Source organism: Flavobacterium alvei (assembly GCF_002920895.1).
GTDB lineage: Bacteria > Bacteroidota > Bacteroidia > Flavobacteriales > Flavobacteriaceae > Flavobacterium > Flavobacterium alvei.
The window spans coordinates 377,825-394,284 of record NZ_PQVG01000001.1; the positions used below are offsets into that span (position 1 = coordinate 377,825).

A 16,460-nucleotide genomic window follows, 5' to 3' on the forward strand; every position below is an offset into this window, starting at 1 on the left:
GAACAAACACAAGGGAATAGTTAAATTCCGCTTTAGTAGGTAAAGAGTTAATTTTGTCTAATTAATTTATTTTTTAAAAACTTAGTAAATCTTTTTTCAATTAATTCATTTAAAATAGCAGAACTTACAATAGTTAAAATTATAATTAATAGAAAAATTATTTTAGTATTAATGAATTGAATTAATCCAATTTGTGTTAAGAATTGAGGCAAATAGATTATAAATATTAAATGAACTAAATAGATTGAATATGAAATATCGCCAAAGTAAATGAATATTTTGGGTATCGGCAATTTAATGTTTGTATAATCTAATAGTAACGTTGAATGTACAAGCAATCCACAAATAATTAAATCTGCTTGAAAAAAATTAATATAATTAAAATAGAATAATATAAATATCAGTATTGCAAAGCTTGCATATATTTTGAATAAATTGGTATTAAAATTAAAAAAAACTATTGTGTTTCCAAAAAAAACGCCTAACAAAAAAAACAGCAATAAAGGGTTAATTATCAAATCTAGATACGTTTTTGGAAATAGATAATAATATGGGTATAGTATGAGAGGTTCGTTAACCACCAGTGGAACAATGAAAATTAAAATGAGTATTGCAAAATAAATAAAAATATATCTTTTTTCTCTAAAGAGAAAAGATATTCCAAATAACAGGTAGAAGAACATTTCGTAATTCAATGTCCACCCCACATCTAGTGGAGGCCATTTGCCAATAGGGATAAAAAGGAAAACTTTTATAATTCTAACAAATCCATCGTCTAAAAAATTTTTAAAATTTGTAGCTAGTAAGAATATAATAGTACATAAATAATATAAAGGAACTACTCTGATTATACGTTTTAATAAAAAATCGTAAACATTTCTAAAAGTATTCGAAGACAATTCTTTTGTAGTATGAACCATTATAAGTCCACTAATTATAAAAAAGATTGGAACTCCTATAAACCCCATTTTAAATAGTATTTCTCCAAATTGAATATCTCCATTAAGAAATGCCCTCGAGTGATAGCAACATACAAGAAGTGCAGATACGCCTCTTAATTTTTGTAAATTTTGTAGTTTTCTATTTAGCAATTTTTTTGTATTCTAAAAAAAGTTTATAAATTTGTTTTAGACAACTTGTACTACTTTCGATATTAATAAAAATAAGCTGCTTACTATCTTAATGAGGATAACCATTATACACCTACGTCAATTTTCTTGACAACTTAGCGACCCCTTCGAGGTTGTTGTAGTTGATAGTTATGATGGTGAGTTTTGGCATTCTATTTATTAAATTTGAATATTTTCTTTATTATTTTATTAATGAAAGGAGGTGTTATATTATACACTACCACCTCAAACAAATTCTTTTTTTTAATTATCTTATCCTCGACTTTAAAGTAACAGCATTTAATTTCCGAAAAAAAACTAATTTTATTGTGAATTAATTTATGATGATATTGATTATATAATTCAAATATCTCCTTTGACAATACAACCGAATTATATCTATCATACGATTTTGAAAAGAGCTCTGGTTTTGTAAAATTATATGAACTAAAATGATAAAACACTAATTTAGACTTATCTTCCATAATATACTCATCTTCAAATTTATGAATAGCATTTCTTTCGTGTAAATTCCATGGCGCAACATTAAAACCGTACTCGTGTAAGATCTTGACTTTATTAAAATATATTGGGGCTAAATTTAGCCATAATTGATCTACAAATAAACCTTCTGAAACTCTGTTAAAACCAATTTTCAAGGTCTTTTCTTCCCACCAATTTAGTAAATCTGCTACATTTTGACTTTTGGGATTAAGAGCAAGAAAACCTAAATTATAAATACCAAAATTTAAAAATAAATTTTCAGAAGGAGAAAAATTATCTACACCTATTGGATTTAAAATATGGGGTGTTAGTAAAACATCATCTTCCAATAAATACTCCTCTAATAAAACCAACTTATTCATAATTTGAATATCAGGATCAAAATAAATAATAGTTTCTAAATCCTTATATTTTTCTATAAAATACTTGAAAAAGGATGGTTTAATAGAAGTGTTCAATTCAATTATATCATATTTTTTTATAATCTCATCAAAACAATAAATATTAATTTGCGAAACAGGAACAATCTCTATATTTTCAAAAAATGAATAGTCAATATCCTCTGTTAGTTCATCACACAATCCTATTATAAACTTGTAATCGGGATTTTTATCAAACAAGGAATCCCCCAATATTTTAGCCTGAGCTAAATAATTATTGGAACAAATGGTAAAAGCTAATTTCATAATAGTCTGTATCCAAATATATTTAATTGCAAATCAAAATAAGGTCCTTTTTTTTCCTCATAAGGATTCTTCATGTTTTCCCAAGCTTCTTTTATATATACTTTGAAACCTGCATTTTTCAATATCATTAATAATTCTCCTATCATCTGAGGATTTTCAGCAAAACTATGGTATTCAACAAAAATATTATCAACATTTTTTAGTGATTCTCCACAATCTTTCAAAATATCGTATTCTGAACCTTCAATGTCAATTTTTAAAAAATCAATTTTTTGAGATAAAAAATCTTTTAAGCGAACTGTTTTAATTTCGATTGTGTTTTCTGTCCTTTCTCGAACTATATGACCACTCAAAGAACCTTTTTTAGCAAATACTAGAGGTTCTTCTTTAATCCAAACTGCCTTTTGAAATAACTTCACGTCATTAATGCCAAATTGATTCAAATTATATTCAGAAATTTTATAAATATCGTTATCAGGTTCAAATGCAATAATTTCAGCAGATGGATACATCCTTTTAAAAAAAATAATACTCAAACCAATATTTGAACCGCAGTCTATGATTTTAGGATTATTACTTTTTGCAGTAAATTTATAAACCTCATCAATAAATAACTCTTTAAGACTGTGAAGATACCAGAAAGAATCTGTAATCTTTATTTCTTTACCAAATAGAATAGATTCTTTTTTTATAGACCTTTTTTTCAATGCAGAAAACTCATTGTATGATAGTCCCAAAAATTTATATTTTCTATATTCAAGATTTTTTATAAAATATTCAAGAAGATTTCTTAATCTTTTTTTAATTAATTTCATTTTTCCAACATTTATTTTTAAAATCAAAAGTCTTTATTAATCTTGCTGGAGATCCAGCTATCATGGAATAATCAGGAAAAGATTTAGTTACTACTGAATGTGCACCAACAACACAATTCTTACCCAGTTTTACGCCTGATAATATTGTTGCTCTATACCCAATAAAAGTATTTTCTCCAATTTCTACTTTCCCTTTTGAAAAAAGAGGTTGCTCCTTAGGTGACAAATTTAACGTAGGGTCAAATCCATGATAATGATCTGATATATAAACGTATTCACTAAGCAAACATCCATCTTCAATTAATACTTCATCGATAGCAGTAATACAAGCATAATTACCAATTCTTACATTATTTGAAATTATAATTTTTGGCTTAAACGATTGGTCTAGATATTTATCAAAAGCTCCTAACCATGAACTATGCCCAATACTAGAATTCTTTTTTATTTCTATATATTCTACTCCATCTAAAGTTTTAGGTTTTTCAAAAAAAGAATTTGAATCTATTTTAATTCCTAAGGAGTTATTTTTATCATAATATTTAGGTTCAATTCTCAGAAAAAAATTTGACAAATAATCAACCATTATATTTTTAAGGAAGTTCTTCATAACAAAAAAATGTTTTTAAATTTAGATCACCTCTCCATTTTCTATCAAGCACAGATTCAAAGTTGTTTTTAACGACTAAATTTGTTTCCGATACCCATTGGTCTACAACAACATTATTACTCACTAAAGCAATATCAATTTCATACTTTCCACCAACAATTGGCAAGACTATTTCAAAATTAAAAATGTATTTTCCTTTTTTAATATTAAAATAACACCCTTCATAATCTCGACTATTACATCCAAAAAGAATTTTCCCCTCTGAATTTCTAATAACAAACCCTAATTCACAATTTTTAATATCCCCTTTTGAATTAAATTCAAAACAAATACTTGATTTTTCATCAGAAGAAATATTGAAACTATCGCTATTACCTATAAACCATCTAGTAAACTCCCCCAACAAATTATCTAGAACTCCTATCCTTATCCCATCATTTACTACTTGAACTTCTTGAAAATAATCTTCAATAGCCTCATCAATTCCACCCTCAAAAACCACTTTTCCATTCTCCATTACAATCCCCCTCGTACACAAACTCTTCACCGCCGCCATATTATGACTAACAAACAATACCGTTCTTCCACTTTGTCTAGAAATATCCTGCATTTTGCCAATAGCTTTTTTCTGGAATTCGGCATCGCCTACGGCCAAGACCTCATCAACTACCAAAATTTCAGGCTCTAAAAAAGCGGCTACCGCAAAAGCCAAACGTACGGTCATTCCGCTGCTGTAGCGTTTTACGGGGGTATCTATGTAACGCTCGCAACCTGAGAACTCAATAATTTCATCTAGTTTTGAGGCAATTTCTTTTTTGGTCATACCTAGAATGGCACCATTCAAGTAAATATTTTCGCGACCCGTCATTTCGCCATTAAAACCTGTACCTACTTCCAGCAAAGAAGCAATTCGCCCCCGTGATTTGATGCTTCCGGTGGTAGGCGCAGTTACTTTAGAAAGTATTTTTAATAAAGTAGATTTTCCTGCTCCGTTCTTGCCAATAATGCCCAAAACTTCGCCTCGCTCGACTTCAAAATTAATGTCTTGTAATGCCCAAACATAATCGCTTTCGCCTTTGGTGCTTCGATCATTCACTTCGCCAATTTTCAAATAAGGATCTTCTTTGCCCCGCAACTGATGCCACCAACGGTTCAAGTCGTGACTAAGCGTACCTGTGCCTACTTGCCCAAGTCGGTATTGCTTAGAAATGTTTTCGGCTTTTAGTATGATGTCTTTCATTTGTTGGGTGTTGGGTGCTGGGTTTTTGGTGTTAGTTAATCGTTCAGCTTTCAAATTTAATATTAATTCGGAGTTTTAAACGAATTAAAAACATGATTTATTTTTTTTCTGCCTTTTTTATATCCCCTTTTCCACAAATGAATGTATTTCCAAAATTGCTGGGCAATAGGTTTTTCTTTATTTTCAATGATGCCCGTCAAAATTTGAAGCACCTGTTGTTTCTCCTCTTCGTGGGTGATTCTATCTAAACTGTATGTTGGCTGCATCAACATAGCAAGAGCGAGTTCTTCGTTTTGTTCTATTTCTAGCAAGCTCTCAATCAATTCCGCTTCGGATGCAAAGTTGTTGTAATTTATAAATCGTTTGGGATTGAAATCTTTGTCCACCATTTTATTTCCCCAATAAATAGGAATACAATCTTTGTAAATGGGTTCCAGAATTTTCTCGGTGGTATAGCCATCATACTGACTGTTTTCGAAAGCAATAACAAACTTATAATCTTTGATAAAGTCCATTTTGTCAGGCACTTTGCCACCTACATTGTTGAGCGTTCCTCCTCCAGAATCAACGGGTTTAATTTTAGAAAGGGCTTTAAAAAAATCTAATCTTTTGGTTGCATTCGCATTGGAAACAACCATACAACAAAATTTAGATTTAGCATTCCAAGCTTTTAATGCTTCTTCTCGACTCAAGCTGGATTCAATTTTAGTCTTCATATGTAGCAAATCGACATACATAGCATACAAAGGCAATCTGAAATGATTTTTACGTTGGTTGTAATCAAACGAAAAAGCAAAATCACAAGCTGTAAAATCAGGTCGTTCGTTTTCAGGTGTATAAAAGATTCGTTTGCACGAATAGTTCAAATAGCTCTTATTGTAACAGGAATAAAACAAAACCTCTGGATCGTCATCAATACTAACTTTGTATTTCTAAACCAAAAGGTTGTAGAAATAGTTATTCGTTTTATCAAATCCTGGCCAAAAATCAACAAAGTTTATCTTGATTTCTTTCATAAAAATTAGTTATGGACATAAAAAAAGGAACTTCTCTATTTTTTAAAAAGTTTGATAAAAAACCATTTTACCGCTCGCAAAGGTTTTAAAATCGTATGACCTATTTTATAATCTAAAGTGTCTCTAAATTTATTGATTTCGGTTTTTTCTAAATCGGCAACCCATAAAAAACGATCTATCAATTCTTCGTAATGGTTGAAATAAATGTCTTTATTGCGCAAGTAAATGTATTTCTTGTTTTCATTATCAATCTTATTCATTTCTTTTCGTCTGGAAACCTGATGTTGTCTATAAAAAAACAATACCTCTTCAATGATATGTACTTTCCAGCCCAAGGCACTTACTCTTAATAGAAACTCCCAATCCTCATAGCCATTACTAGCATTACTATCATATTTACCCGCTTTTTCCCAACTATCTTTTCGAAATAATGAAAATCCCATATTGACTCCATTCGTAAACAATAAATCTGAGGTAGATTTCGCATTAGATTTATATACCTGAAGTTTTTTTTCTTTTGTAAAAAACATTCCCCAACAACTCACAATGCCAACTTCAGAATCATCAAAAAACACTTTTAATGCTTTCTCTATAAAAGACGCTTCGAACTTGTCATCTGCATCTAACGGTAAAATAAATTCGCCACTAGCTCTCTCGATTCCCAGATTTCTAGCACTGCTCACGCCTCCGTTTTCTTTACTGATATAAATAAACCGCGAGTCTCTATCTGCCCATTTTTGAGCTATTTCTTCAGTATGATCTAGACTACCATCATTGACAATAAAGCATTCCCAATCTGTATAAGTCTGGTTGTAAATAGATTGCAAAGCTTCGTCCAAATATTGGGCTTGATTGTAGCAGGGAACAATAATGGAGACTTTTGAAGTTTGCATCGCTTAGTTCTTGTTTTTAATTTTTAAAGGCATAAATCATACCCGTAATAGAGGTTAAATACCTTGAAATCACTGTAAAATTATTTTCAACCAGAAGTTCTTCTAGAATTTTAGCTCCTTTGTCATGCCATTCGATTAGCAATACATCAACATCGGCTAATAAATTCAGTTGGCTCAATTTTTCTAAAATCTCATATTCTGCGCCTTCGCAATCTATTTTTAATACTTTTTTCTGATTAGCATGTTTCGCCAACAAATCAGGAAGGATCTCGCCAATATTCTTTATCTGAATTTCAATTTCTGCAGCATTATTTTTATCCAAAACAAGGCTTGCATCCAATCGGATACCGCAATTTCCTTTAGCTTGTGCATTATACAATACTTTTTCAACTCGAGTGGAACCACCCAATCCAAAATTAAAAGCTTCTATTTTTGCAGCACAACTAGGGTTTAAATTCCTATTGTAAACCGCTTGATTATAGGTAGGAACGACAGGTTCAAACGAATAGATTTGGGTTACATTTTTTTGCAAGGCAAAAAACAAAGAGCTAATCCCGATATTCATCCCAATATCAAAAACAACGAAGTTTTCATTAGACAATAGATTATAATCTTTTTCGATAAAAACTTCTTTAATAATAAAAAACTCTTCGGAGCTTTCTACATAGATTTGCAATCCATTGAAACTAGCTAAAACACCTTCGTTATGCCCTTCTAAAACGAGTTCTGGAAAATGTTTTTTTATTTCAAATAAATACGAAGCCGAATTATAAACCAAATTATAGGTGTCGTTTTTTACCCCAAAACTGTTTACCAAATCTTGTATCGCTTTTTCTTTCTTGCCAATATTCGAGATTTTGTATCCCAGTTTATTTAAAATGCTATGAATTAGTTTGTTCATTATTTATATTTTGTTTCGTTCTGCGTCCTGCCTTCTGAATTCTGCACTAAACCGTATCTATAAAACTTTTCTCTGTCTTATTGAAGACCAAAAGTCCCATAAAAAAAACAATAAGTGTCACACTCACTGTATAAACCATTCCCCAAACAGAAACAGCTCCTATTCCTAATAACATATAACGAGTAGTTTCTATAATATAAGCCAAGGGATTGTAGTGAACTAGCCAAGCATAATCAGGCATTTTGCTTTGTATGAGCGCCATAGGATACATCACCGCAGAAAGATACATCAATAGTTGCACACCAAATCCAATGAGGTAACTAAAATCTCGGTATTTGGTTACCAAAGACGAAATAAACATCCCCAATCCCAATCCCAAAGTCCCCATCAACAAAATGAGCAAGGGAAAAAACAAGAGCGAACTATTCAAACTTAGCGGAGCTCCCTGAAAATAATAAAATACATAAAAGCCAATGAAAATCAGAAATTGAATTCCAAACTTAATTAAATTAGAAATCACTACCGACATTGGTGTTATTATCCTAGGAAAATAGACTTTGCCAAAAATAGCGGCATTGGCCTTAAAAGTATCTGAAGTACCTGTCAAACAAGCGGTAAAATAATTCCAAACTGTTATTCCCGCCAAATTAAATAAAAACGGAGGTACCGTTCCAGTATTAATTCCGGCTACTGTATTAAAAATGATGGTAAAAGTAACTGAAGTAAACAAAGGCTGAATCAAATACCACAAAGGGCCTAAAATGGTTTGTTTATAAACCGTTACGACATCTCTTTTTACAAAAAGCATAAGCAAATCTCGGTATTGCCAAACTTCCTTGAGGTTGAGTGAGAAGAACTTGTTTTTGGGTGTTATTTCAAACAGCCAATCATTTTCATTAGTATGGGTAGGATTCATAGTAAGTACAAAATTCAATCTAAAACAAATCTGAAATGAGCCATTTATATCTCAACGCTTTTGTCCTATTGCTTTGTCGCAAATATAATAATTTAATTGAACTCTTGGTAGTTGTTTGTTGTTAGTTGCTGGTTGCTCGAAAACGGTGGACGATTGACTAATGAAGAAAAACGACAATGCGAGTAACCAAATAAAACCCAAATTTTGTATCTTTGCTCTATGTTTACAATATTCCAATCCAAGCCCATTCTAAAAGATATAATTCCTGATAATTATATTGATATTCATTCCCATATTTTACCCGGAATTGACGATGGCGCCAAAACTTTAGGCGATAGTTTACAATTAATACAAGCGCTTCAAGGATTTGGTGCTTCAAAATTAATTACAACCCCACACGTCATTCAGCATTTTTGGGAAAACAGCAGCCAAAATATTAAAGAAAAAGAAGCAGAGACCAACTTAGAGCTCAAGAAAAACAACCTTTCAATTCCTTTTCGAGCCGCAGCAGAATATATGATGGACGAAAATTTTGTAAAACTTTTTCAATCCGAAAAACTGTTGACCCTTAAAAGCAATTATGTTTTAGTCGAAATGTCCTATATCAATCCTCCTATCCAACTCTATTCTATTTTGTTTGACCTTCAGGTGGCAGGTTATATTCCCGTTTTGGCACATCCAGAACGATACAATTTTTTTCATAAAAATTTCGAAGAATACAACAAACTGATTAATGCAGGCTGTTTATTGCAATTAAACCTATTATCCGTTGTGGGTTATTATGGCGAAAGCATTACCGAAATAGCCCAAAAATTACTCAAAAAAGGAATGTACAGCTTTGTAGGGTCTGATGCACATCACAACAACCACATTGCCTCTTTTGACAAAAAAGTAAAAATAAAAGATTTAGCTCCTTTGAAAGAAGTGATTGCCCATAATGAGTTTTTTAGGTAAGATTTGTTGGTTGTTGTTCGCTATTCGACGGACGAAAAATGGTAAACGAAAAACGATTACAACACCCGATTAATTTGAACCAAACTTCTCTCGTAATAAGACTCTTTGGTCGAAGAAATAATAACACCTCCGTGATTAGAGGAATGAATAAATTTAATTTCACCATCTAACACTTCAACGACCATACCCACGTGAGTAATTCGGCCACGGCCACTTGTTTTGAAAAAAATTAAATCCCCTTTTTGAGCATCTTGAGTGTCAATCTTAGAACCATAAGAAGCCATTTCTATAGAAGATCTTGGGAGTTTAATATCGCTTTCACTAAAAGTATAACACATCAATCCCGAACAATCAAAACCTTCCTTAGTAGTTCCTCCTGAACGATATCGAGTCCCAATATTCTCAGAAGCTCTCGAAATCAATTGATCTACAAATGCTTCATCATGAGTTATATTAGTATTTGTTGTCTCGAACTTTTCTTTGATATATTCAGTTTCAATAGCGATAGCTGTCTGCATAGAAGCCGTTTTTTCAATACTTTTCGAACTAAGAATCTTTAGCTTAGAACCCACCAATAAATTTTTGGCTATAGCAGGATTCTGTTTTTCTAATTCAACCACCGATAGCCCGTACTGTTTGGCAATCCCATACTTGGTTTCCTTTGGCAAAACTTCGTGTGTGTATGCGACAACTTCTTTTAGGTTTTCAACTGTAGATGGAATTGCAGCTGGATTTGTAGGATTAGCATCTTGCCCTTTTTTCTCCACAACCGCAGGAGTCAAAACAGAACTTTCCGTTTGCGTTTTAGCTTCTTTTGTATCGGAAGTAGCAATCAAATTGGTTTTAATATCTCCTGGAATACTAATCTTTTGACCCACTTTTAAGGATTTCTTTCCTAAATCAGGATTCGCTTTTTGCAAATCAGAAAGGGTAATTTTATAAAGCTTGGCTATAGAATATAATGATTCTTTAGGAAGAACTTCGTGAACAACTCCTTGAGATTCTTTCGTGGTTTCAACCGCAGCTGGAACAACTACTGGAACTATATTCTCCATCTTCTGATTTTTTTTCTCAACCACAGCAGGAGTCAAAACAAGGTTTTCTTTCACTTCTTTTGTATCAGCAACAAGAGTAGATTCAGCTTCGGCTTGTCCCGGAACACTAATTTTTTGACCCACTTTTAAAGACTTACCCGCTAATTCAGGATTGGCTTTTTGCAAATCAGAAAGGGTAATTTTATAAAGCTTGGCTATAGAATACAGTGATTCTTTAGGTAAAACTTCGTGAACAACTGCTTGAGACTCGTTTGTGGTTTCGACCTTAGCTGGAACAACTACTGGAACAGCATTCTCCATCTTCTGATTTTTTTTCTCAACCACAGCAGGAGTCGAAACAAGGTTTTCTTTCTCGGCTTTCAATTCCTTTTTATCAGCAACAAGATTAGAATCAGCTTCGGCTTGTCCTGGTACATTAATTTTTTGACCTACTTTTAAAGATTTACCCCCTAATTCAGAATTGGCTTTTTGCAAATCAGAAAGGGTAATTTTATAAAGCTTGGCTATAGAATATAATGATTCTTTAGGCAAAACTTCATGTTGAATTGTATTAGTTGGAAGCTCAATTTTATTATTGTTTTTTATTTCAACAACGGCGGGTTCTTCTTTTAAATTTTTCTTTTGAGAAAGATTTGTTTTAGGAACTTCAATAGTTTTTTCAGCTATCTTATTTTCTGGAAAATCTACTAAAGCGGTCTGGGGAAGTTTTAGGATTTGACCTGTTTTCAATCCTTCTTTTTCTAAATTAGGATTACTTTTATACAAGTCTTCAAGACTCACTTTGTATTGCTTGGTAATTCCGTAAAGGGTTTCCTTGGGCAGTACTTCGTGTGTTTTTTCAGAAGAATCACGAGCACTATCTCGAACCGAAATCGAATTGCTCTTTTTGGCCTTAGTAGGAATTAATAAAACCGATTTTAATTTAATTCCATTTACAGCATCAGGATTCAGTTCATAAATAGCCGATTGTTCAACTTGGTATTTCTTAGCAATTTCACTGATTGTTTCACCCTTAGCTACGGTATGTTGCCTTAACTTTTCTTGCGAAAAAAGACTCATGCTACTAAAGAAAACAATCAAAAAAAGGCAACTAAAATACTTCATAAACACTATTTAAATTCAATATTTATCGCATTCATTCTTCAATTAACAACGCGATACAACAACCTATATTATTCTAAAAATTGAATAATTATTTTACTTTTACGGCAAACTTTAACAATAAAGTATAACCTAAAAACAAATTTAAGCTATAAATATAAATTTCGCAATTTTTGACCCGCTCTTTATAATCAATTTAACAAAGTTTTGATTGAAAATTAGCAAAATTATAGCCCTACGATTAAAAAATATATAGTAATTTTAATCCTCCAACAGACCTAATGAAATCTTTTTTGAAAAAAATACGATTACTTATATTTCTCATTCCTCTATTTTCATTTACACAAAACATAAAAGGGATTGTATTAAGTGAGAAGGAAAATCTACCTATTAAGGATGTAAACATAACTCTAAAAAGTTTTAGCGTGAATTCTAAAACGGATGATAATGGCGAATTCAAACTTAGAGTTCCAGTAGAATTGGCCGAAACTGATTCTATCTCATTTACACATGTTGGATATGCCTCAAAAACTATTGTATTCTCAGAATTAAAGAAGAATAATTTTTTGATTTACCTAGAAGAAAAAATCGAATCCTTACCTGGAATTAGCATTCAAGCCAACAAACCATTAAAATCAAAAATTGCTTTTACAAAACTAAAACCTTCAAAATACCCCTTGTTTTCTTTTGGTTCAATTCTAAAAGACAACAAAATCTATGTCATTGGAGGAGATGCCTCGTTCGCAACAGATGCTTGGAAAAAAGTACAATATGAAAAAGTAGATCCTACAATGGAAGATTATCTGCGTGAACTTAGTTTTCAGTTTTCTGGTCAATACTATAAAGGAAACCTTCTTATTTATGATATAAAAACCAATACTTGGGAAACTTCTAAACTAAAATTTAGAAAAAGAGCCTATCATAATCTAAACGAATACAATAATAAAATTTATGTTTTAGGAGGAAAACGGGTTTCTGCAAATGGAGTTTTTGAATATTTAGACGATAAAATTGAAGTTTTTGACCCCGAAAATCAATCTATTATTATAGACAACACTAATCCTCATCAAGCAGCTGATTTTGCCTCTTTTGAATATAATGGCAATCTAATAGTCATGGGAGGATCAACAAAAATGAATGAAGATGCAGTTAAATTATACTCTAACAAAATTCACTCTTACAATATAAATTCGGGCTATTGGTATGAATTAGACAATTTACCCACAGCTAAAGAAACCACCGGAGTCTTGATTAAAAACAAAATATATTTAGTCGGAGGCTTTAATTCTAAGCCTTTGAACACCATAGAAAGTTTTGATTTAATTACCGAAAAATGGACAACTGAAGGAGAATTATTTAAAGCGGTAAGCAGGCCAGCAATTACAAATGATAGTAATTTGATTTATTTTTTTGATAATGAAAGAATCTACACTTTAGACACAAACACCCGATTGTTGAAAGAATACCAAATCGATTTGCCTTTACAAGCTTCAAAATTATTTTATTCAGAAGACAAATTGTATGTATTTGGTGGTTATATCGAAAACTACTATTCTAAATATCCTTCGCCAATTTTAATTAGTATTGATGTCAATGAATTTAAAAACACGAAACCAATTAGGGCGAAATTCTTATAAACCCTCTATTTAAAACATAAAAAAAGCCCAAGTTATAACTCAGGCTTTTAAATATTTATAATACTGTATGATTATTTCACTAACAACTTATGCGATGGAGCAAATTTAGTTAGATTGATACCTTCAACAGCCGTTTTGTATTCTTCTATTGTTGGAGTTCGTCCAAGTACAGTAGATAAAACTACAACTGGAGTAGAAGATAATAATGATTCTCCTTTTTTACCTTCGGTATCTTCTACAACTCTACCTTGGAAAAGACGAGTTGAAGTTGCCATTACAGTATCTCCTTTTGCAGCTTTTTCTTGGTTACCCATACAAAGATTACAACCTGGACGCTCTAAATACAACATTTTTTCATAAGATGTACGCGCTGCAGCTTTCGGTGCATTATCATCAAATTCGAAACCAGAGTATTTTTGTAACACTTCCCAGTCGCCTTCTGCTTTCAACTCATCAACGATGTTATAAGTAGGTGGCGCAACAACTAGCGGCGCTTTGAACTCTACCTTACCTTGCTGATTTTCTATATTTTTAAGCATTTGAGCTAATATTTTCATATCGCCTTTGTGAACCATACAAGAACCTATAAATCCAAGATCTACTTTTTTATCTCCACCATAAAAAGATAAAGGTCTAATGGTATCGTGAGTATATCTTTTAGAAACATCGACATTATTTACATCAGGATCGGCAATCATTGGCTCTGCAATCAAATCCAAATCAACCACAACTTCTGCATAATATTTTGCATTAGCATCTGGTCTTAAGGCTGGTTTTTCTCCTGATTGAATTTCTGCAATTCTCTTATCTGCTTTGTTAATTAAGCCTTGAAGCACTTGGTTTTTGTTATCCATACCTTTGTCAATCATAATTTGGATTCTGCTTTTTGCAATTTCCAATGATTCAATCAAAGTAGCATCTTCAGAAATACAGATAGACGCTTTTGCTTTCATTTCGGCAGTCCAGTCTGTAAATGTAAAGGCCTGGTCAGCAGTAAGCGTCCCGATGTGAACCTCGATGATTTTTCCTTGAAATACGTTTTCGCCACCAAACTGTTGCAACATTTGAGATTGAGTAGCATGCACCACATCACGGAAATCCATATACGATTTCATTGTTCCTTTGAACGTTACTTTCACAGATTCTGGAATTGGCATAGAAGCCTCTCCAGTAGCTAATGCAAGCGCAACAGTACCTGAATCGGCGCCAAAAGCAACCCCTTTTGACATTCGAGTATGAGAGTCACCACCAATAATGATAGCCCAATCATCAACTGTAATATCATTCAATACTTTGTGAATTACATCGGTCATAGCGTGGTAAACACCTTTGGGGTCACGAGCTGTAATCAAACCGAAATCGTTCATAAATTTCATCAATCTAGGAATATTCGCTTTCGATTTATTGTCCCAAACCGAAGCAGTATGACATCCTGATTGGTAAGCACCATCAACGATTGGCGAAATAACTGTAGCGGCCATAGACTCTAATTCTTGTGAAGTCATCAAACCAGTGGTATCTTGCGAACCTACAATGTTTACCGTTACACGAACGTCAGAACCAGCGTGCAAAATTTTACCCGGAGTTGTTCCAACTGCATTTTTATTAAATATTTTTTCAACTGCTGTAAGTCCTTGTCCTTCGATAGAAACTTCTTTTGACGGAGCAAATACAGGTACAGTATCAATACCTAAAGTTTTAGAAGCGAATGTTTGTAATTTTTTCCCAAATACAATAGCATAAGAACCACCTGCTTTTATAAATTCAAGTTTTTGAGGAGTGAATGCTTTAGAAATATCTATTAATTCTTGGTCTCCTTTGTATAGTTTTTTGGTTTTAGTATTGATAGTAAGTACCGTTCCTGTTGCAACAGAATATACTTCTTCCAAAATAGGATCACCACTTTCGTCACGAAGAACATTCCCTGCTTCATCCACCTTTTTTACCCAGTTTTTAAGATCCAAACCGATACCACCAGTTACATCAACAGTCGTTAAGAAAATAGGAGAAATTCCGTTAGTACCACCCACAATTGGAGCAATATTCACGAATGGAATGTATGGACTGGCTTGTTTACCGCTCCAAAGTGCCACGTTATTTACACCTGACATCCTTGAAGAACCCACTCCCATCGTCCCTTTTTCAGCAATTAACATCACCGATTTGTCAGGGTGTTGTGCTTGTAATGCTTTGATTTCCGCTTGAGCTTCAGGCGTAATCATACATTTTCCGTGCAACTCACGATCAGAACGAGAGTGTGCTTGGTTTCCTGGAGAAAGCAAATCGGTTGAAATATCTCCTTCACCAGCAATAAAAGTAACTATTTTAATTTCTTCAGCTACTTCTGGAAGTTTAGTAAAAAACTCCGCTTTAGCATAACTTTCCAAAATTTCTTTTGCAATTTCGTTTCCGCTTTTGAATGCGTCGCCTAAACGAGCCATATCAGCATCATAAAGATATACTTGTGTCTTAAGAACTTCTGCCGCTTGTTTTGCAATAGCCACATCGCTACCCAAAGCCAAATCAAGCAATACTTCAATAGAAGGTCCGCCTTTCATATGTGATAATAATTCAAAGGCAAAAGCCACTGTAATTTCTTTTACCACGGATTCTCCAAGAACAATCTCCTTCAAAAATTTAGCTTTCACATTAGCTGCAGGAGTAGTTCCAGGAACAGTATTGTAAATAAAAAATTGAAGCGAATCTGCTCGATAAGCATTATTCACATCTTTAATTTGAGCAATGATTTCGCTCAATAATTCAGCACCATCGATTGGTTTAGGATGAAGTCCTTGACCTTTTCGCTCTTCGATTTCGTTTAGATAATCGTTATAAATACTCATAATAGAAGTCTTTTCAGTGTTAAAGGCAAATTTCTTTGATGAATTCAAAAACAAATGCCAAAATAGTTTTTGGTTTTTATATTTTTTTTGTGATGCAAAATTAAGAATTTATGCTGAGATTTAAAAAATATTAGCATAATAAGCCGTTTCCTTGCTGATAATTACACATAAAAGAAATTA

General features: G+C 32.5%; 13 protein-coding genes and 1 pseudogene. 2 read left to right on the plus strand and 12 right to left on the minus strand.

What is annotated here, in order from left to right; translation table 11 throughout:
• Positions 1 to 47: 47 nt before the first annotated feature.
• From C3L50_RS16605 to C3L50_RS01540, 10 genes and pseudogenes are all read right to left on the minus strand, one after another.
• Positions 48 to 1,091: an acyltransferase family protein gene (locus C3L50_RS16605; protein ID WP_103804288.1), complete on the minus strand. Its 1,044-nt coding sequence runs from the start codon at positions 1,089 to 1,091 to the stop codon at positions 48 to 50.
• A gap of 191 nt (positions 1,092 to 1,282) precedes the next feature.
• Positions 1,283 to 2,299: a glycosyl transferase gene (locus tag C3L50_RS01505; RefSeq protein ID WP_103804289.1), complete on the minus strand. Its 1,017-nt coding sequence runs from the start codon at positions 2,297 to 2,299 to the stop codon at positions 1,283 to 1,285.
• On the minus strand, positions 2,296 to 3,114 hold the full coding sequence (locus tag C3L50_RS01510; protein WP_103804291.1) for an FkbM family methyltransferase: 819 nt from the start codon (positions 3,112 to 3,114) through the stop codon (positions 2,296 to 2,298). The genes C3L50_RS01505 and C3L50_RS01510 overlap by 4 nt, the downstream gene beginning before the upstream one ends.
• Positions 3,101 to 3,724: an acyltransferase gene (locus C3L50_RS01515; protein ID WP_103804293.1), complete on the minus strand. Its 624-nt coding sequence runs from the start codon at positions 3,722 to 3,724 to the stop codon at positions 3,101 to 3,103. Before C3L50_RS01515 ends, C3L50_RS01510 begins: the two co-directional genes overlap by 14 nt.
• Complete coding sequence (locus C3L50_RS01520; RefSeq protein ID WP_243400323.1) at positions 3,708 to 4,964, minus strand: ABC transporter ATP-binding protein; 1,257 nt, start codon at positions 4,962 to 4,964, stop codon at positions 3,708 to 3,710. Before C3L50_RS01520 ends, C3L50_RS01515 begins: the two co-directional genes overlap by 17 nt.
• Positions 4,965 to 5,026: 62 nt before the next feature.
• The gene (locus C3L50_RS01525) at positions 5,027 to 5,701 is read right to left on the minus strand and encodes a glycosyltransferase family 10 domain-containing protein (protein WP_317044952.1); all 675 of its coding nucleotides are present in this window, start codon (positions 5,699 to 5,701) and stop codon (positions 5,027 to 5,029) included.
• Positions 5,702 to 5,707: 6 nt separating this feature from the next.
• Positions 5,708 to 5,884, minus strand: a pseudogene (locus C3L50_RS16580) (hypothetical protein); the annotation flags it as partial.
• A gap of 131 nt (positions 5,885 to 6,015) precedes the next feature.
• Positions 6,016 to 6,873, minus strand: coding sequence for a glycosyltransferase family 2 protein (locus C3L50_RS01530; protein ID WP_103804299.1), 858 nt, complete (start codon positions 6,871 to 6,873; stop codon positions 6,016 to 6,018).
• Between the two features lie 16 nt (positions 6,874 to 6,889).
• Positions 6,890 to 7,774 carry an FkbM family methyltransferase gene (locus C3L50_RS01535; RefSeq protein ID WP_103804301.1) on the minus strand — a complete coding sequence of 295 codons (885 nt, stop codon included), beginning with the start codon at positions 7,772 to 7,774 and terminating at the stop codon, positions 6,890 to 6,892.
• Between the two features lie 46 nt (positions 7,775 to 7,820).
• Positions 7,821 to 8,690, minus strand: a complete 870-nt coding sequence (locus C3L50_RS01540; protein ID WP_103804303.1) for an ABC transporter permease — start codon at positions 8,688 to 8,690, stop codon at positions 7,821 to 7,823.
• Positions 8,691 to 8,909: 219 nt separating this feature from the next.
• Between C3L50_RS01540 and C3L50_RS01545 the strand changes: the two genes are divergently transcribed.
• Positions 8,910 to 9,644: a tyrosine-protein phosphatase gene (locus C3L50_RS01545; protein ID WP_103804305.1), complete on the plus strand. Its 735-nt coding sequence runs from the start codon at positions 8,910 to 8,912 to the stop codon at positions 9,642 to 9,644.
• Between the two features lie 56 nt (positions 9,645 to 9,700).
• Here the strand turns inward: C3L50_RS01545 and C3L50_RS01550 are convergent, their stop codons facing one another.
• Positions 9,701 to 11,803, minus strand: a complete 2,103-nt coding sequence (locus C3L50_RS01550; protein WP_103804307.1) for a LysM peptidoglycan-binding domain-containing protein — start codon at positions 11,801 to 11,803, stop codon at positions 9,701 to 9,703.
• A 290-nt stretch (positions 11,804 to 12,093) separates the two neighbouring features.
• Here C3L50_RS01550 and C3L50_RS01555 point away from each other — a divergent pair, with 290 nt between their 5' ends.
• Positions 12,094 to 13,437, plus strand: a complete 1,344-nt coding sequence (locus C3L50_RS01555) for a carboxypeptidase-like regulatory domain-containing protein (RefSeq protein WP_243400312.1) — start codon at positions 12,094 to 12,096, stop codon at positions 13,435 to 13,437.
• Positions 13,438 to 13,508: 71 nt separating this feature from the next.
• Here the strand turns inward: C3L50_RS01555 and C3L50_RS01560 are convergent, their stop codons facing one another.
• Positions 13,509 to 16,280 (minus strand): bifunctional aconitate hydratase 2/2-methylisocitrate dehydratase, encoded by a 2,772-nt coding sequence (locus C3L50_RS01560; protein ID WP_103804311.1) that lies wholly within the window; start codon positions 16,278 to 16,280, stop codon positions 13,509 to 13,511.
• Positions 16,281 to 16,460: the final 180 nt, after the last annotated feature.